Origin of the sequence: Brucella sp. HL-2, from assembly GCF_025846885.2 — a bacterium.
GTDB classification, from domain to species: domain Bacteria; phylum Pseudomonadota; class Alphaproteobacteria; order Rhizobiales; family Rhizobiaceae; genus Brucella; species Brucella quorumnocens.
Map to the genome: position 1 here is coordinate 1 of NZ_JAOYTK010000020.1, position 26,249 is coordinate 26,249.

The following is a 26,249-nucleotide window of genomic DNA, read 5'->3' on the forward strand; positions in this document are numbered from 1 at the left end:
TGATTTTAATACCATAATCGACTTAAAAGAAATTTCTGGAAACAAACGGAAACGTTTAAAAATTACATTGACATTGTAGGGGTCACAGGTTCAATCCCTGTTACGCCCACCATTCGATCTCCAGGACTGAAATTGTTAAAAGGAATGAAGCGCTTAGTCCGTGGCTAGTGCCAAGGCTCGTTTTATTATCGGCTTTGAGATGAGCCCTCCCTTTTGCAATTTGCGCACTGCATAAAGCAGCTTTATTTTCAGCTATCTCTTAAATTAATTGGAACCAAGAGCCGTCAACCGCGTTATTGCGCGCGGAGATATGCGCCTGAATATTGCTCATGCACATGATCTTTTCTGAAGCGGAGTGAATTTCTTTAATGTTCCAAAAAACAATGTCGGGACGGTACTGGCGATTGAAATCGGCAACCAGCCCGCACCATAATCGAGTTGATATATTGTACAGCGATCTGGCCATGCTCGGCACAGAAGCTTCATACAAAATCTATTTGCACGCTACCCTCGCAAGCTGCCTGCTTCTGGAATCGATGCTGGAAACGAGCCATATAGAAGCGCTCGTCCCAGACTGGAATGAACGCAAGCTCGAACCATCCCTTGCTCGTGACATCGACGACCTCAATGTTGATCTCGGTTCGGATATGCTGCGCTTCAAACGAGCAACTGAGCCCGTCGACTTGCCAACTATTATTGGAACGTTTTATGCTCTGGAAGCTCTCGCAATTCTCGCGCAGGAGCGGGCCGATCAAGTCAATAAGCTCGGCTTCACCGGAGAGTTCGGAGCGCGGCACGTTGCCAGACAGATCAACAATTTGCGTTCATGGAATCAGACCCTTAAACTAATCGATATCACGCCTTTTGATGACGACGATGAAGAGCGTTGCACGTTTGCAGCCATCGCTGCATTCGGTGCCTTTGAGTATAATTATCAGAAGGTTTTCAACCATGTCGCCAGACAGCCCGCTTGATCAGACTGCCTGCGACCGCGAACCCATTCACATACCCGGATCTATTCAACCTCATGGCATGCTACTGGTTGCGGAACTGACCAGTGGCCAGATCGTCGGCGGTGCCGGACATCTCGAAAACTATTTCGGCGAGGCTTGGCCCGGCCAGCACATCGATTATCTGTTGCAGTTTGATGTGCTGGCGATGGCTGCAGAAGCTCCAAGAGCCGATGAAATCATTCTTGGCAAACTTATCATTGGGGATGAAGCCTTTGATCTGCTCGGCCATATTCTCAATGAATATCTGCTCGTTGAAATCGAGCCAGCGTTACAGTCGTTCATAACGCCAGAACAGTCGCTGTCCGGCCTTGAAGCCGTCGCGCACCAGTTTGAAGCGGCACCGGATGTCCGAACGCTGTTTCAGAAGTCCGTCGTGGCTTTTCGCAAGCTGACAGGCTTTGACCGTGTCATGATCTATCAATTTCTTGAAGATGGATCTGGCGTTGTGCTGGCTGAAGATGGCAACGACAACTATCCGACCTTTCTCAATCATCATTTTCCAGCAAGCGACATTCCCAAACAGGCACGTGCGCTTTATCTGCGCAATCGTGTCCGCGTCATACCGGATTCCACCTACATTCCGGCACCGCTGCGATGGTATAAGGATGAACCGCAACAACCGCTTGATTTGAGTGATGTCGCCTTGCGCAGTGTTTCTCCCATACATCTGCAATATTTGCAGAACATGGGCGTGGGCTCGAGCGCGTCTGTCTCCATCATCAAAGATGGTGTACTATGGGGCCTCATCGCCTGTCACAATGTGGCACCGCTGGCCATGCCCTTTGCAACGCGCGCCGCGGCACGCGCATTGGCTGCGAGCCTTGCCCGACAGATGAACTCCAAAGACGAGGCTGAGAACGCGCGTGAGCGACTCCGGCTGCGCTCCCACGAGGATCGACTTGTCGAAACGCTGCTGATTAACGCGCCACTTGAAGAGCGCCTTGCAGAAACCACTGAAAATCTGCGCCAGATGATGATTGCAGATGGCTTTGCCGTCGTTTCCAAGGAAAAATTGGTCGCACAGTCCGGAACGTCACCGAACATCTCCGATCTTCGTACTATCCTCGGTTTGATCCAGAACAAGTTCAAGGATGGCCTTTTCTATTCGCACGAATTTGGCCGGCATAAAGATTTGCCCGCGCATGTCATATCGATTGCCAGCGGCATTGCAGTATTCAAGTTGCATCTGGATGAGGATGTTTTTCTGGTCTGGTCGCGCGCCGAAAAAGTGCAGATCGTTGAATGGGCCGGAAACCCGCATAAGGACGCATCCAGTTCGACGTCTGCACCGTTGACGCCCCGCGCGTCGTTTGAAGCATGGTCAGAAGAGGTGCATGGCCGATCGCGCTATTGGAACTTCAACAAAACTGATGCAATGCACCGCATTGGTCGTGTCATTCATGAAGCCTATCAACGCCGCCGGATCGACAGACTGAACCGCGAATTACAGAGAACTCTGGAGCAGCAGGACAAGCTTCTGGAACAGAAAGATTTTCTGATGAAGGAAATCAATCATCGGGTGCAGAACAGTCTTCAGCTTGTCTCGACATTTCTCGGTATGCAGATGCGCGAAACCGATGACCCGTTGATCGTGCAGTATCTCACCGACGCACGCAGCCGCATCGCTGCCGTGGCGCTCGTGCACCGCCGTCTTTATTCCGACAGCTATGTCGGATCGGTCGATCTTGCCCGTTATCTCGATGAGCTATCGAACGAACTCTTCCAGTCGATGGGCGAGGAATGGCGCAGCCACCATACCAGCAAGCTTTCACATGTCCTGATCAATGCCGATCGAGCGATCAATATCGGACTGGTCTATTCGGAGCTCGTCACCAATGCCAATAAATATGCTTATGATGGCGCTCCCGGACCAACAAGTGTGACGCTCGATCAGCATTTCAATCAAGCCCGTCTGGTGGTGGCAGATAACGGCTCGGGTAAAACACGCAACAGGACTGGCTTTGGCAGCAAAATGCTCAATGCCATCGTGCTGGGGCTTGGTGGAGAGATGGAAGAACTCGACAACAATCCGGGCCTGAAGGTCGTGGTGACGGTACCTATCGAGCTTTAGATACAAATGGCTGGAATGTTCCAGCCATTTGATTTTTTACACCACGATCAAATCAGAACTGTGTCGTGAGGCCGACCATAAAGGTACGGCCGCGACCAGTTTTTTCCGCCATTTCGCCGGACACTGCCGGACTGTAGGCTACATCCGTCAGGTTCTCGACATTCATGAAAGCAGTCGCGTGCTTGTTGAACTTGTACGAGGCGTAGAGATTGTAAAGCGTATAGGATTCCTTTTTCTCAGTGTCGCCAAAGCCAACCGCATAACGGCTGCCGCCGACATGGTTCATCGACCCGCCAACCGTCAGAGCTTCCTCAAACGCACGAACACCCACATCAACGGTGACATAATCCTCCGGCAGGAAAGTCGAGTCGCCATTGCCGATGCCAGCGCCCCAGCTAACCGGCTGATCGTTGCTTGCATGGGTATAAGAGAGGTTCACATAGGCAAATCGAGCATCGTAACCACCCTCGATCTCAAAGCCACGTGACTTCGTGGTTCCAGGTACGTTGACCCAGATCGCCCTTTCATATGGATCACCGGGTAAGGTCAAGAGGTTGTTCACGATATAATTTTCGATATCGTATCGGAAATAATTGACCTTCAACCGCAACGCGTCACCAGCGATCAGCAGATCATCTTTGATGACATTCGTTCCAAACTCCCATCCCTTGGATTTTTCTGGGTCGAGATAGAAATTGGAAAACTGGCCACCACCAATGCCAGCGCCAATCGGAACCAATGCCCAAAGCGCTTCTCGCGCAGATGGTGGTCTGAATGTGTGGGCATAGGTCACATAGGGCTGCAGCCAGTCGACCGGCTTCGCAGACAGTGTGACCTTTGGGTTGAGTGCGTTTTCATTGCGCGAAACGTCCACATTACCACCCGTTGGCGGGCAGAAACCAACATTGGCCGTGCATGGGCTTTGATGCCCACTCAGCGTCCAGTAATCGTAATTCAGTCCCGTGCTCAGTTCGAAAATACCCTGCGACAATGTAATGTCGGTAAAGGCGCGTGCTTTCTGCATTCTGCCGGGAGGGTTCGCACCTCGGTAGTTGTTGACCTTGTAGTCATCTGAGGAATAGGCCGCACCATATTCCCACCGGGCACTGAGTTCGTCCGTAATGTCGAAGCGGCTCGTATTGGTCACATCGAACCCGTAGCCATTATCCCGCGTCTCACGCTGCCGGTATGAGCCACCAGTTGTGGGGTCATAAGACATGTCCGTGCGATTGTAATAGGCATTGATCTTCAGATCGATCCACTCACTGTCCGGGTTATAGGAATAGTTGGCGGTGTAGGTGGAATTGGTCACGCCCCACTCATAGCCGGAAACCAGAAAGTTGTTCTTGTACCAGCGTGCGCCGAGCTTCAGATCATGCACATCGTCCGGCTGGAAACGGAACTTCAACAAACCCGAACCCGGCTTATTGCTCGCGTCAGGTGTGTTGTAAACACCATCGCCTCTTCGGTAATTCTCGTGGTCGCTATAGCTGAAAGCACCCACAATCGACGCCGTTCCTGATCCCGGAATATTTGTCCGCGCACCACCGGCAATCATCCCGGAAAGACCATAGCCATTGTTACCGGCTTTCATGATGGTCTTGACGCCCTGATCCTGCCCTTCAAGAACCACATCATCAAAATCAATGGTTCTGAAGTTGACGGCACCCGCAAGAGAACCCATGCCGTGCGCACCGTTGACGGCACCGCGCTCGGCACCCACGCCTGCAAGGAGATTCGTATCCATGTAAAGCAGTTCGCCACCGGTCGAAGCATGACCCGCCGTGTTTCTGAACATCTGCGGGACGCCATCGATCATGGTATTGACGCGCCCATCCGATTCAAAACCACGAATATTGACCGCAACGCCCGGCTGGCTCGACGATATGCGCGTGAATGTGCCCGGCATGGAACGCACAATCGCATTCGCATCGCCGCCATATTTTTCCTGAACGATATTGCCATCAATAACGCTGACACCGCCCGGCGTCAGATAAGGTGCGTCCATATCAACGCCAGCGCTGATGATGATTGGCTGAAGCTCGACAGAGCCCGCCGCCTTCTTTGCCTGCGTCGTGTCGCTCGTCTGTGCATTCTGCTGAGTATCACTGGCTGATTGCGCATGGGACGCGATAGTTCCCGCCATGAATGCACTATAGGCCACACCGATTAAAAGAATGCTGTAGTGTTTTGAGTGTATTTTCTTCACTGTTTCCTCGCGAAAGTGGAAATCAGTGGCTGGCTACCTGAGAACTATTGCTTGCTGCTGATATGCTTGGTCGGTCTACAAAAGGCTGTTTGCAGTTGCAGACTGACAATTTTCAAAGGTAAAGATTTGCAGCGATAACGATCACTGCAAATAAACCTGCATAGGCCACCCAGAACGCATCTCCTTCGACAAAGCGATGGAGCGCCGACTTCTGACTATCTTTGTTATACATGATCTTACCCGCCGTCAGGGATATTCCCCGGCGCAACTTCTAGTTAACATGATAATTTGAGTCAAGTTAAATTGCTAAGATTTTCCTAATTTATGGGAGGCATAAACAGGCTGCAATTTCGACAGCGGAAACCACAATTAAAATCCAGTTCTGCCAAAAGACATTGCAGCTACGCCCCTAATTATGAAATGAGTTACAAGTGACAGGATATGCTGCTTTGCAGTCATGCTCTCAAGGATGTTCTGCTGCGTGAAGCGACTGTTAAGGGTCAGTGAATGAACGAGAAATTCGTGTCTGTCGATGAAGAACAGGAACGCGCGCGCGTAGCCTGGCTTTATTTCATCGGTGGGCAGACCCAGCAGGAAATTGCACAGCGGCTCAACATTACCCGGCTCAAGGTCAACAAGATCATTGGGCAGGTTCGGGAATCCGGTCAAATCCAGATCAGTGTCAGCCTGCCATTGTCAGACTGCGTCGAGTTGGCGGAAAAAGTCGCAGCACGCTATGGTCTTGCAGATGCTGTTGTCGTTCCTGATCTCGATGATTTTCTCGAGCAGAAACGCGTTATCGGTGAAGCTGCCGGAACCATGGCTGGCGAGTTGATTGACGGGCGCGATATGGGCGTCGGGATTGCTTCAGGCAGAACACTGAGTTTTGCCGTGCGCAGTTTGCGCGCAAAACCCAAACCCGAAAGCTGGGTGGTCGGACTGACTGGCGGTGTCACCAGCGGCTCATCGACCAATACATTTGAAGTCGCGACGGATTTTGCACGAGCACTAGGTGTCGAGTGTCACTATCTAACCGCACCGATTTATTGCGCCAATCGCGAAAGCCGCAATGCGATCCTGCTAAGCGACGAGCTGACAGACGTGTTGGCAAGAACTGAAATCGCCGATATCGGTCTCGTATCCTGCGGGCCGCTGACGTCAGAAACCTCGCTCACGCATATTCGCGTCGTCAAGGACAATCTCGACGCTGTGCTGAAACTTGGCGCCGTTGGTGAGTTTCTGGGATATTTTCTTGACGCTCAGGGCCGTCCGATTGACCATTTTCTCAATGATTCAATCATTGCTCTGCCACCGGACAAGCTGAAGCTCAAACCAGCATCGGTTCTGGTTTCAGGTGGGTTGAACAAAATCCCCATTATCCGGGCAATTTTGCGCGGTGGCTATGTCAATCGCCTTGTCACCAATGAAGGTGTGGCGCGCGCATTGCTACAGGGGCCGCGTTAGACACGGCCCCTGCGATTAGATTATTTCTGTGCTTGAAGGGCTTCTGCCATGGCGCGCAGCGTCACGAACGTTGAAGCTGCGCCCGGATCGATATGACCGATGGAACGCTCGCCAAGCTTCGCTGATCGACCGCGGCGGGATTCCATCGCAGCCGTCGCCTTCATGCCAGCTTCTGCACCATCACGCGCTGCAATCAACACTTCCAGTGTCGACTTACCGTTTTGGGCAGCTGCAGTTGCAGCTTCAACCGCAGGCACCCATGCGTCGATCATCGTCTTGTCACCCGGATCGGCACGACCGCGATCGCGAATTCCCTGCGAAGCTGCCGCCAGCCAATCGGCCATGCCAGTGCTATCGAGATTAAGGCGATTGCCGACCGCTGTTCCTGCACGCAGGAAGGCTGTCGCATAAAGCGGACCAGAAGACGCACCAACTGCATCGAGAAACGCCTTGGCCATACGCTTGCAGATGGCCTCGATTGTCTCGTCGCCCTGTTCATCTTCAAGTGCATGCTGAACGGCTTTCCAGCCGATCTCCATGGTCACGCCATGGTCGCCGTCCCCAATCACGCCATCAAGTTCAGACAGCCAGTCTTTTTCGGCGATAATCTGATTGCCGACATTCATCATCATCGCTTTGAAAAGTGCAGGCGTGACATCACCATCGGTGATGAGCTTGCGCGGCGCTTCCTGCGCTGCTTCCTTGTGCTCGGTGGCCCGGACTGCCTTACGATGGGTCGCAGGCTCCCTGTCGCCAGCCTGTACCGCGCCAACTGTCAGCGCCGGAGTGCGGCAAGGGTGATCGAGCAGTGTTTGCAAGGTATCATCAAGCTTCATGAGCGTGATGGACGCGCCTGCCATTTCAAGCGAGGTGGCATATTCGCCAACCCATGACGCGTGAATGAGAACGCCCTTGGCGTCCAGCAACTGCTTCGCACGACGGAACACCAGATAGAGCTCAATCTGCGAGGTCGCACCAAGCCCGTTGACGAGAACTGCTACGCGATCTCCGGCCTTGAGTGACAATTCGCCAATAAGAGCATCCATCAGCTCGTCGGTAACTTCGTCGGCCGGCGCAAGCTTCTGGCGACGGATGCCCGGCTCGCCATGCAGCCCCATGCCGATTTCCATCTCATCGTCACCGATAGTGAAATTCGGCTTACCGGTCTGTGGCAGCGAGCAGGGGCTCAATGCCACGCCCATCGAACGGGTCGCTTCATTGGCCACCTGTGCCAACGCTTCAACGCGCGCGAGGGATTCACCCAAATCAGCAGCAGCACCTGCTACCTTGAAAACGAAGAAATCACCGGCAATACCGCGACGTTCCGACTTGCGATCCAGCGGAGCAGAGGCCACATCGTCAGCTACGGCGACATGACGCACATCCATGCCGTCCTGCGCCAGCTCTTCCGCAGCCATGGTGAAGTTGAGAACGTCGCCCGTGTAATTGCCATAAAGCATCAGCACGCCAGCACCGCCATCAGCAGCACGTGCCGCTTCCGCAATGTGAGCGGGTGACGGTGAGGCAAACACATTGCCAACCGCTGCAGCATCCGCTAGGCCGCGTCCAACATAGCCTGCAAACGCGGGTTCATGACCCGAACCACCGCCCACCACGATACCGACCTTACCCTCGCGCGGACCATCAACTGCCACAACTGCACGACCAGTTTCGCCTTCAACACGCAGCATATCGGGATGCGCGCCGACCATACCTTCGATCATTTCTGCAATGATGTTTTCCGGCGCGTTGATCAGCTTTTTGGTTTTGACTTGTTCATTCATATTACTGGCTTTCTAAAACGTGTCAGGTCGTCAGATCAGTGGGCATCCCGGCGCAGATAACGACGCGATATGGCATCGAACGAGATAGCCAGCACGACGATTGCACCTGAAACAATGCCCTGCCAATAGGGGGAGACACCGAACAGAACGATAATGTTTTCAATAATGGCGATGATACCTGCACCGAGGATCGCACCAATCGGGCTGCCGATACCACCCGTTGTGGCAACGCCACCGATGACGGATGCAGCAATCGGAGCCAGAACCCAGCTGTCACCAATGGAAGGCTGTGCAGTACCCAGACGCGCAACCATCAGCACACCGGCAAGGCCCGCAATTGCACCCGCAGCACCAAACACCAGAAGACGCACGCGATCCACGCGAATGCCCAGCATGCGTGCGCCATCGCGATTGTTGCCGATGGCATACATATAGCGACCAAAGGGTGTTTTCAGCATTACGAAAGTCGCAATTAGCAGCATGGCAAACATGATCATAAACGGCACTGGAATGCCGAAGAAATCACCGCGCCCAAGGAAATGCACTTCACGCGGAATGCCGGTGATGGCAACACCACGCGTCAGCACCAGATTGGCGCCTCCGAAAATGCCGGCCGTACCAATCGTGAGCACCAGCGAATGCAGGCGCAGGAAAGTGACGAGAAAGCCGTTGAACAGCCCGAGGCAAAGCCCGAGCAGAATGGCCAGCAGCATCGCCGAATAAGGCTCAAAGCCCATGCGCATCATCAGAATGCCGGACACAACGCCACTCAATCCGCCAATCACGCCGAGCGAAAGATCAAGCTCGCCAAGCACCATAAGCATGGACTGGGCGATGGTAATGAGGCCAACGAAGGCAAGACCGCGTGCGACCACCGACAGATTGTACGGCGTGAGAAAATATGGCGACAGGATCGCCGAAAGGGCAAATATCACCAACAAGGCTACGAAAACGCCTGCGAGAGGTGTGCGAATGAGATTGGAAAAGGCTCTAGTTTGCATCGGCTTTTACCTCTGTTCCAAAGATCGCGCCCACGAGTGTTTCATTGTTGGTATCGGTGGTGGAGAACTCACCGGTGATATGACCGTTATGCATGGTGATGATCCGGCTCGCGCATTTCTGGAGTTCGTTGAGTTCAGAGGAAACGAGGATAACGCCCACGCCCTCTTCGGCGAGATTCTTCATGATGCGATAAATCTCGGACTTGGTGCGTATATCGATGCCTTTAGTCGGCTCGTCAAAAATCAGCACACGCGGGCGGGTGGCCATAGCGCGCCCGATGATCGCTTTCTGCTGATTGCCACCAGAGAGCTGCGAAATACGCTTGCCCATGCCGGACGTCCGAATACCGTAATCATCAATGATTTTCTGCACGATGTTGCGCTCACGGCTATCGCTGATACCGAGTTTGCCACTCGTTAGAGAGAGTACAGAAATGCCGATATTTTCGCGCAGCGACAGAAGCGGGAAAATTCCGTGATGCTTCCTTTCTTCCGAAAGATAAAGCATACCGCCCGCAACTGAGCGCGACGTATCGTTAAGCGTCCAGCTTTCGCCTTCAACCTTCACTTCGCCCGCTTTGGCTTTAAGGAAACCGAAGATCGTCTGCATAACCTCAGAGCGCCCTGCCCCAACCAGACCGGCAAAGCCCAGAATCTCGCCTTTGCGCAGATCGAAACTGATATCTTCAAAGCGAGAGCCGGAAAGTCCACGCACTTCCATGATGGTTTCAGTTGTTGGTGCAGCTGGACGGAAATGCTCATCAAAAGAAAGATCGCGGCCAGACATGGCGCGGATCAGATCGGCTTCCGTCACGTCCTTGATGTGACCGCTTTCGATCTTGGTGCCATTACGAAGAACGGTATAATCATCACCAATCTGGAAGACTTCTTCCATCTTATGGCTGATGAAAACAATGGCATGATCGCGATCAAGCAGACCACGGATAACTTTGAAGACACGCTCCACCTCGACACGCGTCAAGGATGAGGTCGGCTCATCAAGAATAAGCACTTTCATCTGCTCATTGGTGCAGGCGCGCGCGATCTGCAAAAGCTGCTGATCGGACACCGAAACATTGGCGACCAGATCATCTGCCTGCGCTTCGATGCCGAAGCGGTCAAGATAGGATTTCGCTTCTTCCATCAACGCATTGCGGTTGACGAGAAAGCCGCCATGGCCGGTTCGGCTGAATGGCATGAACAGATTTTCAGCGACACTCATCTGCGGGAAAAGCGTCAGCTCCTGCGGAACATAGGCAACGTTTTTATAAAGAGCAGGATCGGTCGTCGGGTCGCGACCATCGATCAGCACCTGACCGCGCGAAGCGCTATCGGTTCCGGTCAGAATTTTAACGAGTGTGGATTTGCCGGCGCCGTTTTCGCCAGCAAGAATATGCGTGCGACCCAGCTCGATTTTCAGGTCAACACCATCCAGCGCGGTTACGCCCGGAAAGTCCCGGCCTAATCCGCTTGTTTCAAGATAAGCCATGATGGACACCTTGGGAAGCTATCGCTGCGTGTCCGGCAAGCTGCCGGTCAAAGCCGATAGGACGGGAAAGAATGGAGCACGGGAGAACCCGTGCCCCTGCAACAAGATCGGACCTGAACGGGATCAGATCAGTTGCCTACGTTTTCCTTGGTAAGGAATGCATTGCCGGTGTCGATATAGCCTGGAACCGGTGCGCCGGTTGCCTGTGCCCAAAGCGTCATCACCGACCAGTAGCCCTGAAGTTCGGGCTGCGAGGCAGACGAGCTGTCTGCCACGCCATTGCGGATCATGTCGAGCATTTCCGGCAGATTATCGAGACCGACCAGCGTGACCTTGCTCTGCTTGCCAGCTTCTACGATTGCCTGACCGATGCCAATTGGACCAGCCGCATCCGATGCAACCCAGCCCTTGAGGTTAGGATTGGCCTGCATGATTGCTGCAGCCTGCTGCTGAGCAATTTCGATGCTGTCATTGTCGATGCCTTCGGCTACGACCTTGATGCCCGGATGTTCTTTGAACACTTCGCGATGGCAGTCGGCGCGGATCGAATGGTTTGGTGCGGTTGGCACGCCCATCATGATCGCGACTTCGCCTTCACCACCCAGAACTTCGACCAGACGACGCGCAGCAATCTTTGCCTGCTCGCAGAAATCGGAGCCGATATGGGTGATTGTCATGCCTTCAGGTGGCACGGAATCGAACAGAACCAGCGGAATTTTCTGTCCCTGCGCTTCCTCAAGCGAAGCACGATTGCCCGATGGATCGAGCAAATCGAGAGCAAGGCCATCAGGACGCGTGGAAAGCGCGCTGTCGATGATCTGGTTTTGCTGAACAACGTCTGCGCTCTGTGGTGCCGAGTAGACGATTTCAACATTCGCGCCGGTCTGAGCCTTCAGTGCGGCAGCTGCCTGCTGGGCACCGTCATTCACCTTGTCAAACCAGGGATGAACGACCTTTGGAACGATCACGAAGCGATAGCTGTCCTTCTTCACCGTACCTGGCGCATCCTGTGCCATGGCGGAAATAGGCAGCGAAAAGGCAGCGAGAGCCGCCAGCGTAGCAAGCTTTTTCATAAATTCCTCCCTTGGAAACCAGACGAAACATCCTCCCGCCTGGCCGCTTGAAAGATCACCCGGGAAGGCTCCTCTGCCTCCAGCCCATAGCGAACTCGACTCTTGAATACATATGTATAATTAGAATTACAAGAGTAATTATCTACGTAGTAGGGAGGCGTGGACAGTGGACTGCGCAGCACTTTGGACAAAGCACCGGAGGGATCGCTCGGTCATGAAAGGAGGCATCAAGCACAAAGACGCGCAAAATCAGCGACTGGTTTGCACCTGCCACCGATTGAGTTTTATCGATTTTTTATCGGGTTAGCTTGTAAAAGCGCCGGTCTTTGGGGCCACAATCTTTGTAGCAACACCGGAATCGCTTGATCTAATGACGAGGTTCGCTCCGACCAGGATTTTGACCGGCGGTTGCGTATCAGCCGTATTGATCAGATCATCCAAAACGGTCACTGCAAGATTACCGATCTTGCGTTTAGAAACTTCAACCGTTGTAAGCCCCGGCTCCATGGTCGCACTTTGCGGCAAATTATCGAAACCGATGACAGAAACGTCGTCTGGAATGCGAATGCCCTTACCTTTCAGCGCCCGGATGAAGCCATAGGCTATGATATCGTTGGTGCAGAAATAGCATTCAGCGAGATCGAGCCCCGAATGCAACATCGCACAAGTATCGCGATGCGCGCCCTCATAAGTTGATTCGACCGAGAGAATGTCACGCTCTTGAACGTTTAAGTCCAGACGCTGCATATTCTTGAAAAACGCATCGCGGCGAAGACGGAAATTCGTGGTCTCAGTATGACTGGCGACAAAACCGATGCGCGAAAAGCCAAGCTGCTTAAAGCGTGACAGAACTTTGAACACCGCATCTTCATTGTTCATATCGACGAAATTGGCTTCGATGACCTCGTAAAACGTATCGATGAAAACAGTGGGCAGACCAAGCCCCTGAATCATGTGGATATCTGCCGCAGACAACTCGGTTCCAAGCGCAATCACGCCCCGGATCGGCGCACCGGCCAGCGATTCAGCAACCGCACTGATCGGCTGCCCTTCAAAGCTCACCACTTCAAGCGTGTAATTGCGGCGTGTCGCTTCCGACGACATGCCGTCGATATAATCGGAAACGAAAACGCTGTGATCGCGATTGACCGTTTCGCCATGCTTGGCAATTTTCAGAAAACGGATCGTCTCGCCGCCGCCGGACCCGGTTTTGGCTGCGCGCGGCACGTAATTGAGACGGGACACCGACTCAAGAACTCGCGCACGCGTCTCCCCTGAAATCTCGCCTTTGCCGTTCAGAACAAGCGACACCGTCGCAGGTGAAACACCCGCGTTCTCAGCAATATCTCTGATCGTAAAGGACTTTTTCTTTTTCATATTTTCCGGGCGGCACTTCGATATTAAGGGCGAATTGGACTGTCGTTTAGTAAACAGAAACGCCGCGATTTAAAACGATTAGGGTAATTCCTTGTGTTAGGCAACCATAATTCCTCGATAATACGCTTGACAAGCCCCAACCTCTTGGTCATTTATTTAGTGAATAACAGTTTTGTTTACTAAACATGGTAGGAGGAGACCATGCAGAAGACAAGCAATCAGCTTGCTATGCTTGTTGTCATCAATCTGGGATTGCTCGCGCTTGGCGCGTATATTTCGGGGGGATCTTTCCTGTCCCTGTTCAATCTGCAATCGATGGCAGGTCAGGTACCCGAAATCGGGCTTCTGGCTATCGGCGTTATGCTGGCCATGTGCGCTGGCAATGGTGGGATTGACCTTTCGGGTATTGCGCTGGCCAATCTTTCCGGTGTGCTTTCCGCAGTCGTTGTTTCGACATTCATCTCCAGTGCCGAGAACCAGCTTGGTTTCAGCCTCGCTTTCATCGGACTGGCATTGGTGATCGGTCTTGCGGGCGGCATCGTCAACGGTGTTTTGATTGCGCGTTTCAATATCACGCCGATCCTCTGCACGCTTGGCACTCAGATGGCTTTTACGGGTCTGGCAGTTGTCGTTTCGAGCGGTCGCGCTGTCATGGTTGGTAGCCCAGATCTTCTGTCGCGCATTGGCAATGACATGTTTTGGGCTGTTCCGATCAGCTTCCTGATCTTCATCGCAGTTGCGTTGCTGATTGCTGCAGTGGTGCGTTTCACGCCTTATGGCTATTGGCTGATGTTGATGGGCACCAATCCGAAAGCTGCAATTTTTGCAGGCTTTCCACGCAATGGCGTGTTGATAGCGACCTATGCAACCAGCGGTCTGCTGGCAGGCATCGCCGGCATCATCATTGCGGCACGCAACGTCAATGTGAAGTTCGACTATGGCAGCTCATATCTGCTGGTCGCCATTCTCATTGCGGTGATGGCCGGTGTTAAACCTGAAGGTGGCTATGGCCGTGTGATCTGCGTGGTGCTGAGTGCCATTGCGTTGCAGCTCATGTCGAGCCTGCTCAACTTCGGCGGTCTTTCCAATTTCGTCCGCGACTTTGCCTGGGGCTTGCTGCTGCTCGCCTTCCTCGCAGTCGGCAAATACGACATCGCGGGCTTCTTTACCCTCGGCAATCGCCAAAAGGGAAATATCGGTGCTCAACCCTCAGGCACCCGAACATAGACATTGGGGGAAAGTTAGCGTGGAGGAAATCATGAAATCAGTAACGAAAAAACTGCTCGCTGGAACTGTCATTGGCGCAGCGATTGTAGCAGGCAGTGCAAGTGCGCTCGTCGCACAGGAAAAGCCGGTCATCGCAACTGTCGTCAAGATCAGCGGTATTCCTTGGTTCGACCGTATGAACACCGGCGTTGAAGCTTATCAGAAGGCCAACCCTGATGTGGTTGCGACACAGAGCGGACCGGCAACGGCAGACGCAGCACAGCAGCTTCAGATCGTTCAGGACCTCGTTGCCAAGGGCGTGAACGCACTTGCAGTCGTTCCAATGGACCCGGCTGTTCTTGAAGGCACCTTCAAGCGCGCAATCGAACGCGGCATCGTTGTTGTGACCCATGAAGCCGACAACCAGGTCAACACAATGGCCGACGTTGAAGCCTTCGACAATGCGGATTACGGCACGGCACTCAATGAACGCCTTGCAGAATGCATGGGCAAGAGCGGTAAGTGGACAACTTTCGTCGGCTCGCTCGGCAGCCGCACCCACATGCAGTGGGTTGGTTCGGCTGAAGAAAATGCCAAGAAATACGCTGACATGCAGCTCGTCGATCCAAACAACGAATCCTTCGACGATGCCAATGGCACCTATGAAAAGGCCAAGGAAATCCTGCGCAAGCACCCTGACCTGAAGGGCTTCCAGACCTCTGCCGGTAACGACGTTCTCGGCGTTGGTCGTGCAATCGATGAAGCTGGCCTGAGCGGCAAGGTTTGCCTCGTCGGCACCGGCCTGCCGAATCCATCGGCTGATCTTCTTGAATCAGGCGCGATCACCGCAATCGGCTTCTGGGATCCGCAGAAGGCTGGCATGGCGATGAATGCGGTTGCCAAGCTTCTGCTCGAAAAGAAGGAAGTCACAGAAGGCACCGATCTCGGCGTTGACGGTTACAACAAGGTCAGCGTTAAAAAGGGTGCCGGTGAAGGCCTTCTCGTCATCGGTAACGGCATGGTTATCGCTGACAAGAGCACTTACAAGGAACACCTGTTCTAGGCGTTTCTGCACAGGCTGACTGACTATCGTGCGGGGACATCGTTCAGCCTCGCGCAATAGTGTCAAAAGCCCGGATGCGCTCTGATTGGAGCCGCATCCGGGTGGCTGAACCCGGCTGATTGTCGATTAATTTATCACGGCACATCATTTGCTTAGAGCGCGCTTCAAAGAGTTAGCGCGGCAAGCCAAAGCCGACCGATCCTACAGCTGTAGCGCCAATCGTAACCTCGCGCGACGGTGCAGCGACAAAGGAATTTAACGTGTCAACTACGATGAACAATGCGATGGGCCATACAACGGGCAATGACCGGTCTCAGGATCGCTTTCTCGAATTGCGCAACATCCATAAGCGGTTTGGCGGTGTTCACGCGCTGCGCGGCATTGACCTGACCATTGATCTCGGCCAAGCCTATCACCTTCTGGGCGAGAACGGCTGTGGCAAGAGCACCGTCATCAAGATCATGTCCGGCGCCCACGCACCAAGCGAAGGCGAGATCATTCTCGATGGAAAAACCTATCCGTCGTTGAACCCGATCCAATCGCTTGCCGCTGGTATCGAGACTGTCTATCAAGACCTGTCGCTTATTCCCAACCAGACCGTGGCCGAAAACGTAGCGCTGAATGAGCAGCTTGTTGAAGGCAATGGCCGACTGTTTCGCAGGGTCAAGCTTTCGCAGCTTCGTGAGACGGCAGAACGTGCATTGGGCACGGTTGGCCTTCCGACCGACAAGGCTTTTCTCAATACAATCGTATCAGAGCTGCCGCTTGCGATGCGCCAGCTGGTTGCCATCTCGCGCGCCATCGCGACCCGCGCCAAACTCGTCATCATGGATGAGCCAACCACATCGCTGACCCGTCGCGAAGTGGACAATCTGATTGCGGTGGTCGAGCGTCTGCGTGCTGAGCGCGTTGCCGTGCTTTTCGTGACGCATAAACTTGATGAATGCTACCGCATCGGCGGGAATGCGGTTGTCTTCCGCGATGGCCAGTGCGTGGCACAGGGACCAATCGAAAACTATACCAAGAAGCAGCTTTCCGAGCTGATGATCGGTAGAGAAATCGATGCCGAACGCTACCGCACGGGCCAACCGGGTGAAGCAGAACTGCTGAAACTCGACAGGCTGACGGCTTCTGGCTTCAAGGATATCTGGTTTAGCCTTCATAAGGGCGAAATTCTGGGTATCACCGGCCTTGCCGATTCAGGGCGCAATGAGCTTGCCATGGCGATCACAGGTGTCGCTCCGGCAAACTCCGGCACGATCCGCCTCGACGGCAAGGCAACTCAGGTTAAAAGCCCGGCAGAAGCGATTGAGCGTGGCATTGGCTACGTGCCGGAGGACCGACTTGCGGAAGGCTTGTTCCTCGACAAGTCGATCTTTGAAAATGAGATCGCGCTGATCTTTAGAAAGCTCTGCAACAGTCTCGGCATTGTTGATCAGAAAAAGGGCCGGAATATCGCCGCTTCGCTCATGCAGGAAATGCGGCTCAACACCACCAATCTCGATCTGCCTGTTGGCGCGCTGTCAGGCGGCAACCAGCAGCGTGTTCTGATTGGTCGTTGGCTCAGCATCGCACCCAAGCTTCTTGTTCTTCACGGGCCGACCGTTGGCGTCGATGTGGGATCGAAAGATACGATCTATCGGGCAATTCAGGCGCTGGCTGAAGCTGGAATGGGCCTCATCATCGTCAGCGATGATCTGCCGGAGCTCCTGCAAAATGCGGACCGCATTCTCGTCATGAATGCTGGCACCATCGTTGAAGAATTTGATGCGGCAAAGGCCACAGAAGACCAGCTCTATCAAGCCATGATGTCGTCGCAGAAGGAAGTTGCCCAATGAGCGCGTCGCAATATGATCCAGATTTAGGCCGTGCCCAATCCTTCAAGCCGGGTGAATTCATTCGCAGGCGCCCTGAATCGATCACTTTCCTTCTTTTGGTCGCGATCTGCACCATTGTATCGATCGTCAACCCAGCCTTCCTGCAACCCTCGACACTGATCGATATTGGCCGTGCCAGTGTGGTGATGGGCCTGTTTGCGCTTGGCGTTTTCATCATTCTCGCAGCGGGCGGCATCGACGTTTCCTTCACCGCGATTGCAGCCACGACAGTCTATTCGCTGACGCTTCTGGTCCAGTCCTATATGCCGGAACTGCCGATCATCTTCATCATTCTGATGGCCATTGCTGGCGGTATTTTCCTTGGTGTTCTCAACGGTCTGCTGGTGCATTACCTCAATGTGCCATCATTGATCGTCACCATCGGCACGCAATATCTGTTCCGCGGCTTCCTCTTGGCTTTTGTCGGCACGGTCTGGATTATGTCCCTGCCTCCGACAATGGGTGCTTTCGGTCGCCTTCCGCTGTTTCAGTTTGAATCGGCAACCGGTGCCACCATCACCATGCCATTCTATTTTCTGGTGCTGCCTGCGGCTGCAATCCTAACCTGGTGGATATTGAACCACACTTTGATGGGCCGGGCGATTTTTGCGATGGGTGGTAACAGCCAGATCGCAAGCCGCCTCGGCTATAATCTGCGCACCATCCATATCTTCCTGTTCGGCTATGCAGGTGGTCTGGCCGGACTTGCAGGCATCATCCATGTCTGCGCCAATCGCCAGTCAAGCCCTTTCGACTTTGTTGGCACAGAAATTGCGGTCATCGCCGCTGTGGTTCTCGGTGGTGCACGCATAACCGGTGGCACCGGCACAGTCTTCGGCACCCTGCTCGGTGTGCTGCTTATCACCGTCATCAACAGTGTTCTGGTGCTCGTGGGCATCCCCAGCACATGGCAGCGTCTCGTCGTAGGCTGCTTCATCCTGCTGGCTGCCGCCTTCTTCGTCACCCGCCAACGCAAGAAATAACCCGATACTCTCAAGAGGAAATCATGAAGAAATTCCTGAACGATCCCGTCAATTTCGTGGATGAGATGCTCGAAGGCATCTATCGGGCACATCCCGAGCTTACCTTTGTCGATAATGACAAGCGTTGCATGGTCACAGCCAATATCAAATCCGGCAAGGTCGGCATTGCAACAGGCGGCGGCTCCGGCCACCTGCCGCTGTTCCTCGGCTATATCGGCGAAGGCATGATCGATGGCGCAGCTGTCGGCGGCGTCTTCCAGTCGCCAAGCTCTGAGCAGATGTATCAGGTGACGAAGGCTATCGATCAAGGCGCTGGCGTTCTTTACATCTACGGCAATTACAGCGGCGACATCATCAATTTCGATATGGCTGCAGAACTTGCCGATCTCGATGGCATTGCAGTCAAGCAGGTTGTCGGCAATGATGACGTGGCTTCCTCAGTCGTCGGTGAAGAACACAAGCGTCGCGGCGTTGCAGGCATCTTCTTTGTTTACAAGGCAGCTGGTGCAGCCGCCGCCAATGGCCTGTCGCTTGATGAAGTGACACGCCTTGCCGACAAGGCACGCCTGCGCACACGGACCATGGGTGTTGCGCTTTCAAGCTGCGTTGTGCCGGAAATTGGCCATGCAACCTTCTCCATTGGCGAAGACGAAATGGAAATCGGCATGGGCATCCATGGCGAACCCGGCATCAGCCGCAAGAAGCTTGCCAGTGCAGATGCAGTCATCGATGAACTGATGGAACGTATTTTCGCTGAGCAGACCTATGCCAAGGGCGATGAAGTTGCCGTTCTGGTCAACGGTCTTGGCGGCACGCCGCTGGAAGAACTTTACATCATGTTCCGTCGCGTTTCACAGCTCTTCGACGAACGTGGCGTCAAGGTCAAGCATGTCTGGATCGGCGAATTTGCTACTTCGATGGAAATGGCTGGTGCATCGGTTTCCGTGCTGCATCTGGATGAAGAACTGGAGCCACTCGTTGCCGCCTCCGCTAATACCCCTTTCTTCAAGCATTTTGCGGGTTGAGGTGCGGTCATGAACGTCATTACATCATCTGATCTGATCAACCTCTTCGACAGCTGGAAGCAGCTATTTGCAGAACAGCGCGAATTCCTTATCGCGCTGGACGGCAAGGTTGGCGATAGCGATCTCGGCATCACCATGAGCAAGGCCTTTGCAGCAGCTTCAGAAGCTGTCCATGCGGAAGGTGAAGCTGCAGGCATCTCAAAACTGCTGCGTGTCGCTGGCACCATCATGGCCCGCGTTGCGCCATCAACCATGGGTACGTTGACCGCAACCGGCTTTTTGCGGGCAAGCAAGGCCTGTGACGGTATCGACGAACTGGGAGCCTCAGAGATTGCCGCCTTCTGGCGCGCCTATCGTGATGGTATTGCCGAGCGCGGCAAGGCAAAGGTTGGCGACAAGACGCTTCTCGATGTGCTTGATCCAATCGCCGTAACACTTGAAGCACAGGCCGCAGCGGGTGCATCACTTGCAGATGCGCTTGCCGCAGCAGCAAAGGCGGCCGAAGATGCGCTCGAAGCGACCAAGACCATGGTCGCCCAGCACGGCAAGGCAGCCGCTTTCCAGGAAAAGACCATTGGTCTTCAGGACGCAGGCGCAACTGTCGGAATGCTGCTGATTACCAGCATGTCGGCTTTCGTTTCGGCGCACTAATAAGCCGAGAGCATTTGAAACAGAATATGGCCCCGAGCTTACGAGATCGGGGCTTCTTTCATTGCGTTGCGGATACGCTTGACGACGGTGAGGACCAGAAGCGCACAAAGCACCGGTTGCAACCAGAACATCCATTGAGGCAGCATACCATCAATGGCGATCCAAGCACCAAGCACACCGAATACCACAGCGCGGTCGCTCTTGCCCATGGGGCCATCGTAACGGCGGCTTGATCCGAGCGAAGCCGCAGTCACTCCGACGAATTCGGTCAAAGTGGCGATAAAGATAATCGCGAAAATCCAAACCGCAGAAAACGGCGCGATGATCGCAAAGGGCGCATAGAGCGCGGCATCAGAAATCACGTCACCGATCTCATTGAGATAAGCGCCCAGCACCGACTTTTGACCATGTTCGCGCGCCAGCATTCCATCAACTGCATTCAGCGCCATGCGCAGGAAAAGCCAGATCGGCACCAGCACAAACCAGATCGCATTTCCACTCCAGCCAAGAAAAGCACCCAGAACGATGGAAACCAGTGCAGCTGCAATCGTGACCTGATTGGCCGTCACACCTTTTGCTGCAAGCTGCACGACAAGAGGTCTCAGCAAGTTCTGGAAGTGGGACTTAAGTTGATAAACTGACATAAGAAACTTTCGCGAAACTCTTGGAAATGACGATTATGTAGAAATCAGCTATTTGCGACCGGCCCTAGCTCGTTTATTCAAACATTCTATTCTACTCAATAGTAATTGGGTCGAATAACTTGGAGTGCATCCCGAAAAGCGGGAGAAGGCCTGTTGAGAGGAGAACTGATGAACCAGCGTGCAGACATGCCGGGGCATGAAACGGCTTCACATCGTGAGCCGGCTGAATCCCAATTCATCACCCATGACGGTACATCGCTGTTCTATCGCTTCTGGCCTGCACGGTTGCGAACGCCAAAAGGCGTGATTGTTCTCCTGCATCGAGGACATGAACATAGCGGACGCGTGGCGCATCTCGTTGATGAACTCGGCCTTGACGATTATGCTTTCTATGCCTGGGACGCACGCGGCCATGGTCGCTCGCCGGGCGAGCGTGGTTTTTCGCCAAGCTTTGGCGCATCGATCCGTGACCTCGATAGTTTCGTCGCGCATATCCGTGCTGAAACCGGCGTCAGAATTGAAGACGTGGCACTGATCGCACAAAGCGTTGGTGCAGTTCTCGCGGCCGCATGGGTGCATGATTATGCGCCCAATATCCGCGCGCTGGTGATGGCGTCGCCTGCCTTTGACATCAAGCTTTACGTTCCTTTTGCCAAAGAGGGTATTGCGCTCTGGCAAAAGCTGAAAGGCACGTTCTACGTCAATTCCTATGTCAAACCGCAGTTTCTCACCCATGATCGGGAGCGCATTGAATCCTATCGCACTGATCCGCTGATCACACGTCCCATCGCCTCGCATATTCTGCTGCAGCTTCACGAAGCAGCAAAACGCGTGGTGGACGATGCACGGGCCATTACCGTTCCAACACAGCTGCTCATTTCCGGCAGCGATTTTGTCGTGCGGCCAACGCCGCAGCATCGCTTCTTTGAAAACCTCGGCAGCCGCATCAAAGAGCGCCATGTTCTCAAAGGATTTTATCACGATACGCTGGGCGAGCGAGATCGCAAACCAGCACTCGCGTTGATCCATGATTTCATCGAAGCGCGTTTCGCTGAGGAGCCGCAACCCGCCGATCTGACTGACGCCCATATTGTTGGATACACGCGTGACGAGGCTGACAAATTGTCGAGCCCCCTGCCACTTCTCTCGGCGCGCGGTCTTTATTGGGCTTCAACGCGCGCATCAATCGGCTTCGGTTCGCTTTTGTCCAACGGCCTGAAAGTCGGTCGTCTTACTGGTTTCGATTCCGGCTCCACACTTGATTATGTCTACGAGAACGAAGCGCGTGGCTTAGGCCCCGGCGGCAAGCTCATCGACAAGCAGTTTCTCGAAGCCATTGGCTGGCGCGGTATTCGCCAGCGTAAGGTGCATCTGGAAGAGCTGATCGGGCAGGCCATCAGACGGCTTAAGAGTGAAGGGCGTTCGACCAATATCCTCGATATTGCCTGCGGCCATGGTCGCTATGTGATTGATGCTGTGGCCCGCGCTGGCGATATGCCGGACAGCATTCATTTGCGCGATTATTCGCCGATCAATGTTCTTGCCGGGCGCAAGCTGATCAAGGATCGCGGACTTGAGGCAATCGCTCATATGGAAGAGGGTGATGCGTTTGACGAGGAAAATCTCGCCACCGTGACACCGCAACCCGATCTCGCAATCGTCTCCGGGCTTTACGAACTGTTTCCTGACAACGCGCTGATCGCTCGTTCCTTGTCGGGTCTTGCACGCGTTCAAAAGCCGGGATCGCTGCTGATCTACACCAACCAACCATGGCATCCGCAGCTCGAAATGATCGCGCATGCGCTGACGTCACATCGCGGCGGGCAGGCCTGGGTGATGCGTCGCCGTACGCAAGGCGAAATGGATCAGCTTGTTGAAAAGGCAGGTTATCGCAAGATCGATCAGCGCATCGATCAATGGGGCATCTTCACTGTCTGCATCGCCGAACGGGTCGGAGACGATCAAGCGTGACAGCGACCGTTGACAGGATCGATGGAGCATCGCGGCGGCTAGTAATCCGCCGCGCGATCCTGTGGTTGCTGTTTCTCGGCCCATTTTTCTATCTCACATATGGTACCGCAAACTGGCTGGCCTCGCTGCGCCATGATGTTCCTAGTCTTGTCTTTAACTGGGAAAGTCACGCTCCCTTTATCGCGTGGAGCATCGTGCCTTATTGGTCGGTCAATCTGTTTTACGCTATTGCGCTGTTCGTCAATGACAGCCCTGAGCAGGTGGACCGTCTGGCAAAACGCTACCTCACCGCACAGATCATCGCTGTTCTTTGCTTTGTCGCTTTTCCGCTGACTGCAACATTTGTGAAGCCGGAAACCTCTGGCCTGCCGGGCTTCATGTTTGAAGTGCTGGGGGGCTTCGATAAGCCGTTCAATCAGGCACCGTCGCTGCATATCGCGCTGCTGCTTATCATCTGGGATCAGATGCGTCGTGTGATGGGCGATGCAATACGGATTGTCTGGCATATCTGGTGTCTGTTGATCGGATTGTCGGTGCTGACCACCTACCAGCATCATGCAGTCGATATACCTGCAGGCGCTTTGCTCGGTTTTTTTGCCCTATGGCTTTTCCCACGTAATGGGTCATCACCACTTGCCGGTTTTCAATTGACGTCAAACCCAACGGCGCGCCGACTGGGTCTATATTATCTGGCAGGCGCTGTTGTTTTACTCGCACTCGGCATCCATGGCCTCAGTATGACTGGCTACGCGATTTTTTGGTTCTGGCCTGCCACCGCATTGACGATTGTTGCGCTCGGTTATCTTGGTGCCGGCGTTGTGATATTCCAAAAACAGACAGATGGAACCGTCAGCCTCGCAAGTCGCTGGCTTCTGGCTCCCTATCGCCTCTTTGCGCGATTGAACATCAGATTCTGGACGCGAAAACTGCCTCCACATATCGAGCTGGCCGACGGTGTGTTTCTCGGACGTTTCCCGAAAGCTTCAGAGCTTAATCATTTTACGACAGTCATAGACCTCGCGGCTGAAATCGTGGCAGCGCGCAATGCTGTCGAATGGAAAAGCTTCAGCACAATGGATCTTGTTGCGCCTGTTCCTGAAACCGTGCATCTGGCATCCAGCGCAGTTGAAGCTGCACGGCATCACGGCCCGGTTCTTATTTGCTGTGCGCTCGGCTTTCAACGCAGCGCAACAGTTGCCGTGGACTGGTTGATCGGGACAGGGCGCGTTGCAAACGCACGTGAAGCCGAAGCGCTTATTCGCGCCAAAGGGTGGCCGGTACATCTACACCACGTCGAGGTGTTGACATGAATTCGCGAGTACTCGATCAGGCCCTCGACATTGCAGGCCGTTTGCGCCGAAATGCGTTTTTCGGCATTGGTATTGCAGTGGTGATACTCAGTTCCGCACCATTCTTACGCTCAATCCACGACCTTGCATTCTGGCTTATCTGGCCGCTATTGTTTGTAAGCGTTCTGATTGTTATGGGCATCGCGACGCATCTGCTTTTTGATGCCGCACTTTTTCGACTGCTCGCGTCCAGTACGGATGAAAAGCAAGGCCTCACAGAACTAGACACCATTCTTGCGCGGATGGGTCTGCGCGCCAAGACTGAGACCTTGCGCCCACTCAACGACCGCATCGCAGGGTCGAAACGCATTCTTGGTCGTCTTCGCGTCTTTCTGGCAGCCGCAATCGTCTTAACAATCCTGATGGCTGTCTTGCCGATCGGGGTGGAGCTGTAGTATGCGCGAACTGATCCGCCACCATGTGCAATCGATTTTCGGCTCGCTTCTGGCAATTCTCTCACGCGGGATAACCGGCGTGCGGCCAATCTGGACCGGCACTGGACCATCGCTCAACCAGCGTATCTATTTCGCCAATCACACCAGCCATGGCGATTTCATTTTGCTTTCTTCCTGTCTCAATCAGGAGGAGCGTGCGCGCACACGAGCAGTCGCCGGGGCCGACTACTGGCGCGGAAACCGTGTGCGCCAATTCATGGCGGAAGTGTTGCTTCGTACCGTGCTTGTTGAGCGCAACTGGGTGGAGCGGACGCAAGATCCAATGGAAGTGATGCTGAAAGCATTGGCCGACGGCCATTCTCTCATCATCTTCCCGGAAGGCACCCGCAACATGACCGACGAAGCGCTACTGCGCTTCCGTTCCGGCATCTATAATCTGGCGCTGACACGGCCCGATGTTGAACTTGTTCCATGCTGGATAGAAAACATGTCACGCGTGCTGCCCAAAGGCGCAATGCTGCCTGTGCCGCTTCTCTGCCGTGTCATTTTTGGTGCACCTGTTCAGCTCCGCGAGGGCGAGGACCGCAAGGAATTTCTTACGCGCGCGCGGCAAAGCCTTCTCGATATTCAGCCTCAAAACGGTAATCATCCATGAGCGAAACGACCCAACTCTTCCTTGGCCTCATGGGTGTGCTGGTCACAGCCAGCGCCGTTGCCGGCGTGTTGTCATGGCGTGCGCCAAAACCGCTTTCATCCACGCTGGTCAACCTCAATGCCCGCATCAAGGCATGGTGGATCATGGTCGGCGCCATGTGCATCGCCTTCTTGTTTGGTAAAGGCGGCGTGATCGTACTATTTGCACTCATATCGTTTGCATCATTGCGCGAATACGCCACGCTCACCCAAACCCGTCGCGCCGACCACCGCGTGCTGCTTGGCATGTTCCTGCTGGTCATTCCGGTGCAATATTATCTGATCTGGATCGACTGGTACGGTCTCTATTCCATCTTCATTCCGGTCTATTGCTTCCTCGCCATGCCCGTTCTGACTGCCCTTTCCGGCGATACGTCGCGCTTTCTGGAACGCATCAGTGAACAGCAATGGGGCATCATGCTCTCGGTTTACTGCATCAGCCATGTGCCTGCGCTGATGACACTGGATATTCCGGGCTTCGAAGGCAAAAAACTACTGCTGATCGCATTTCTGGTGGCAACCGTTCAGGGCAGCGACGTGCTGCAATATGTTTTCGGAAAATTGTTCGGCAAGCATCGCATCGCGCCCAATATATCTCCTTCAAAGACGTGGGAAGGTTTCGTCGGCGGAGTTGCGGCTGCATCATTGCTGGGTGCCAGTCTTGCATGGCTGACGCCGTTTTCGCCGCTTCAGGCGGGTGCGTTAGCTGCAACTGCCTGTGTCATGGGCTTTTTTGGCGGGCTTGTCGCCTCTGCCATCAAGCGGGATCGCGGCGTCAAGGACTGGGGGCATATGATCGAAGGTCATGGCGGAATGCTCGACCGCGCCGATAGTCTGGTCTTCTCGGCTCCCGTCTTCTTTCATATCGTGCGCTACTTCTGGGCGTAACTCTTCCAACCCCGAATGTGACG

At 54.1% G+C, this 26,249-nt stretch carries 21 protein-coding genes; 14 read left to right on the forward strand and 7 right to left on the reverse strand.

Annotated features, from left to right (window positions below):
• The first annotated feature begins 446 nt into the window (after positions 1-446).
• Together OIV19_RS17690 and OIV19_RS17695 are read left to right on the forward strand one after the other, a co-directional pair.
• On the forward strand, positions 447-974 hold the full coding sequence (locus OIV19_RS17690) for a heme oxygenase-like domain-containing protein (RefSeq protein ID WP_264232495.1): 528 nt from the start codon (positions 447-449) through the stop codon (positions 972-974).
• Positions 952-3,084, forward strand: coding sequence for a histidine kinase dimerization/phosphoacceptor domain -containing protein (locus OIV19_RS17695; RefSeq protein ID WP_264232497.1), 2,133 nt, complete (start codon positions 952-954; stop codon positions 3,082-3,084). Before OIV19_RS17690 ends, OIV19_RS17695 begins: the two co-directional genes overlap by 23 nt.
• 52 nt (positions 3,085-3,136) lie before the next feature.
• Here the strand turns inward: OIV19_RS17695 and OIV19_RS17700 are convergent, their stop codons facing one another.
• Positions 3,137-5,293 carry a TonB-dependent receptor domain-containing protein gene (locus OIV19_RS17700; RefSeq protein WP_264232499.1) on the reverse strand — a complete coding sequence of 719 codons (2,157 nt, stop codon included), beginning with the start codon at positions 5,291-5,293 and terminating at the stop codon, positions 3,137-3,139.
• Between the two features lie 507 nt (positions 5,294-5,800).
• Between OIV19_RS17700 and OIV19_RS17705 the strand changes: the two genes are divergently transcribed.
• On the forward strand, positions 5,801-6,757 hold the full coding sequence (locus OIV19_RS17705) for a sugar-binding transcriptional regulator (RefSeq protein WP_151093097.1): 957 nt from the start codon (positions 5,801-5,803) through the stop codon (positions 6,755-6,757).
• A 20-nt stretch (positions 6,758-6,777) separates the two neighbouring features.
• On the opposite strand, the gene dhaL is transcribed toward OIV19_RS17705, so the two are convergent.
• From dhaL to OIV19_RS17730, 5 genes are all read right to left on the reverse strand, one after another.
• Positions 6,778-8,541, reverse strand: a complete 1,764-nt coding sequence (gene dhaL, locus OIV19_RS17710) for a dihydroxyacetone kinase subunit DhaL (protein ID WP_264232501.1) — start codon at positions 8,539-8,541, stop codon at positions 6,778-6,780.
• A gap of 35 nt (positions 8,542-8,576) precedes the next feature.
• Entirely contained in the window at positions 8,577-9,542 is a 966-nt protein-coding gene (locus tag OIV19_RS17715) for an ABC transporter permease (protein WP_151093101.1), read from the reverse strand.
• Positions 9,532-11,031 carry a sugar ABC transporter ATP-binding protein gene (locus OIV19_RS17720; RefSeq protein ID WP_264232503.1) on the reverse strand — a complete coding sequence of 500 codons (1,500 nt, stop codon included), beginning with the start codon at positions 11,029-11,031 and terminating at the stop codon, positions 9,532-9,534. The genes OIV19_RS17715 and OIV19_RS17720 overlap by 11 nt, the downstream gene beginning before the upstream one ends.
• 128 nt (positions 11,032-11,159) lie before the next feature.
• Positions 11,160-12,104, reverse strand: a complete 945-nt coding sequence (locus OIV19_RS17725) for a substrate-binding domain-containing protein (protein WP_264232505.1) — start codon at positions 12,102-12,104, stop codon at positions 11,160-11,162.
• A 303-nt stretch (positions 12,105-12,407) separates the two neighbouring features.
• On the reverse strand, positions 12,408-13,481 hold the full coding sequence (locus tag OIV19_RS17730; RefSeq protein ID WP_191792933.1) for a LacI family DNA-binding transcriptional regulator: 1,074 nt from the start codon (positions 13,479-13,481) through the stop codon (positions 12,408-12,410).
• A gap of 201 nt (positions 13,482-13,682) precedes the next feature.
• On the opposite strand from OIV19_RS17730, the gene OIV19_RS17735 reads away from it, so the two are divergent.
• From OIV19_RS17735 to OIV19_RS17760, 6 genes are all read left to right on the forward strand, one after another.
• Positions 13,683-14,708: an ABC transporter permease gene (locus OIV19_RS17735; RefSeq protein ID WP_264232508.1), complete on the forward strand. Its 1,026-nt coding sequence runs from the start codon at positions 13,683-13,685 to the stop codon at positions 14,706-14,708.
• A gap of 31 nt (positions 14,709-14,739) precedes the next feature.
• Positions 14,740-15,750: a substrate-binding domain-containing protein gene (locus tag OIV19_RS17740; RefSeq protein ID WP_151093110.1), complete on the forward strand. Its 1,011-nt coding sequence runs from the start codon at positions 14,740-14,742 to the stop codon at positions 15,748-15,750.
• A gap of 284 nt (positions 15,751-16,034) precedes the next feature.
• Positions 16,035-17,588, forward strand: coding sequence for a sugar ABC transporter ATP-binding protein (locus OIV19_RS17745; protein ID WP_264232565.1), 1,554 nt, complete (start codon positions 16,035-16,037; stop codon positions 17,586-17,588).
• Complete coding sequence (locus OIV19_RS17750) at positions 17,585-18,610, forward strand: ABC transporter permease (RefSeq protein ID WP_264232511.1); 1,026 nt, start codon at positions 17,585-17,587, stop codon at positions 18,608-18,610. The genes OIV19_RS17745 and OIV19_RS17750 overlap by 4 nt, the downstream gene beginning before the upstream one ends.
• Before the next feature lie 23 nt (positions 18,611-18,633).
• Entirely contained in the window at positions 18,634-19,635 is a 1,002-nt protein-coding gene (locus tag OIV19_RS17755) for a dihydroxyacetone kinase subunit DhaK (RefSeq protein WP_151093114.1), read from the forward strand.
• Positions 19,636-19,644: 9 nt separating this feature from the next.
• Entirely contained in the window at positions 19,645-20,286 is a 642-nt protein-coding gene (locus tag OIV19_RS17760) for a dihydroxyacetone kinase subunit L (protein ID WP_264232513.1), read from the forward strand.
• A 38-nt stretch (positions 20,287-20,324) separates the two neighbouring features.
• Here OIV19_RS17760 and OIV19_RS17765 read toward each other — a convergent pair whose 3' ends face one another.
• Positions 20,325-20,930 (reverse strand): CDP-alcohol phosphatidyltransferase family protein, encoded by a 606-nt coding sequence (locus OIV19_RS17765; protein WP_264232515.1) that lies wholly within the window; start codon positions 20,928-20,930, stop codon positions 20,325-20,327.
• 168 nt (positions 20,931-21,098) lie between these two features.
• Here OIV19_RS17765 and OIV19_RS17770 point away from each other — a divergent pair, with 168 nt between their 5' ends.
• From OIV19_RS17770 to OIV19_RS17790, 5 genes are read left to right on the forward strand one after another with little or no spacing between them, the layout of a single operon-like run.
• Positions 21,099-22,901: a bifunctional alpha/beta hydrolase/class I SAM-dependent methyltransferase gene (locus OIV19_RS17770; protein ID WP_264232517.1), complete on the forward strand. Its 1,803-nt coding sequence runs from the start codon at positions 21,099-21,101 to the stop codon at positions 22,899-22,901.
• Positions 22,898-24,211, forward strand: coding sequence for a phosphatase PAP2/dual specificity phosphatase family protein (locus OIV19_RS17775; protein ID WP_264232519.1), 1,314 nt, complete (start codon positions 22,898-22,900; stop codon positions 24,209-24,211). The genes OIV19_RS17770 and OIV19_RS17775 overlap by 4 nt, the downstream gene beginning before the upstream one ends.
• Positions 24,208-24,645 (forward strand): hypothetical protein, encoded by a 438-nt coding sequence (locus tag OIV19_RS17780; protein WP_151093124.1) that lies wholly within the window; start codon positions 24,208-24,210, stop codon positions 24,643-24,645. Before OIV19_RS17775 ends, OIV19_RS17780 begins: the two co-directional genes overlap by 4 nt.
• 1 nt (position 24,646) lies before the next feature.
• Positions 24,647-25,300, forward strand: a complete 654-nt coding sequence (locus tag OIV19_RS17785; RefSeq protein ID WP_151093126.1) for a lysophospholipid acyltransferase family protein — start codon at positions 24,647-24,649, stop codon at positions 25,298-25,300.
• Positions 25,297-26,226, forward strand: coding sequence for a phosphatidate cytidylyltransferase (locus OIV19_RS17790; RefSeq protein WP_151093128.1), 930 nt, complete (start codon positions 25,297-25,299; stop codon positions 26,224-26,226). Before OIV19_RS17785 ends, OIV19_RS17790 begins: the two co-directional genes overlap by 4 nt.
• Positions 26,227-26,249: the final 23 nt, after the last annotated feature.

Bases quoted from the DNA above. Each gene is read 5' to 3' on its own strand.
- OIV19_RS17765 (WP_264232515.1), bottom strand. From the start codon at position 20,930: ATGTCAGTTTATCAACTTAAGTCCCACTTCCAGAACTTGCTGAGACCT.
- OIV19_RS17785 (WP_151093126.1), top strand. From the start codon at position 24,647: ATGCGCGAACTGATCCGCCACCATGTGCAATCGATTTTCGGCTCGCTT.
- OIV19_RS17750 (WP_264232511.1), top strand. From the start codon at position 17,585: ATGAGCGCGTCGCAATATGATCCAGATTTAGGCCGTGCCCAATCCTTC.
- OIV19_RS17745 (WP_264232565.1), top strand. From the start codon at position 16,035: ATGGGCCATACAACGGGCAATGACCGGTCTCAGGATCGCTTTCTCGAA.
- OIV19_RS17720 (WP_264232503.1), bottom strand. From the start codon at position 11,031: ATGGCTTATCTTGAAACAAGCGGATTAGGCCGGGACTTTCCGGGCGTA.
- OIV19_RS17730 (WP_191792933.1), bottom strand. From the start codon at position 13,481: ATGAAAAAGAAAAAGTCCTTTACGATCAGAGATATTGCTGAGAACGCG.
- OIV19_RS17780 (WP_151093124.1), top strand. From the start codon at position 24,208: ATGAATTCGCGAGTACTCGATCAGGCCCTCGACATTGCAGGCCGTTTG.
- OIV19_RS17705 (WP_151093097.1), top strand. From the start codon at position 5,801: ATGAACGAGAAATTCGTGTCTGTCGATGAAGAACAGGAACGCGCGCGC.
- dhaL (WP_264232501.1), bottom strand. From the start codon at position 8,541: ATGAATGAACAAGTCAAAACCAAAAAGCTGATCAACGCGCCGGAAAAC.
- OIV19_RS17695 (WP_264232497.1), top strand. From the start codon at position 952: ATGTCGCCAGACAGCCCGCTTGATCAGACTGCCTGCGACCGCGAACCC.
- OIV19_RS17770 (WP_264232517.1), top strand. From the start codon at position 21,099: ATGAACCAGCGTGCAGACATGCCGGGGCATGAAACGGCTTCACATCGT.
- OIV19_RS17715 (WP_151093101.1), bottom strand. From the start codon at position 9,542: ATGCAAACTAGAGCCTTTTCCAATCTCATTCGCACACCTCTCGCAGGC.
- OIV19_RS17755 (WP_151093114.1), top strand. From the start codon at position 18,634: ATGAAGAAATTCCTGAACGATCCCGTCAATTTCGTGGATGAGATGCTC.
- OIV19_RS17725 (WP_264232505.1), bottom strand. From the start codon at position 12,104: ATGAAAAAGCTTGCTACGCTGGCGGCTCTCGCTGCCTTTTCGCTGCCT.
- OIV19_RS17790 (WP_151093128.1), top strand. From the start codon at position 25,297: ATGAGCGAAACGACCCAACTCTTCCTTGGCCTCATGGGTGTGCTGGTC.
- OIV19_RS17735 (WP_264232508.1), top strand. From the start codon at position 13,683: ATGCAGAAGACAAGCAATCAGCTTGCTATGCTTGTTGTCATCAATCTG.
- OIV19_RS17740 (WP_151093110.1), top strand. From the start codon at position 14,740: ATGAAATCAGTAACGAAAAAACTGCTCGCTGGAACTGTCATTGGCGCA.
- OIV19_RS17760 (WP_264232513.1), top strand. From the start codon at position 19,645: ATGAACGTCATTACATCATCTGATCTGATCAACCTCTTCGACAGCTGG.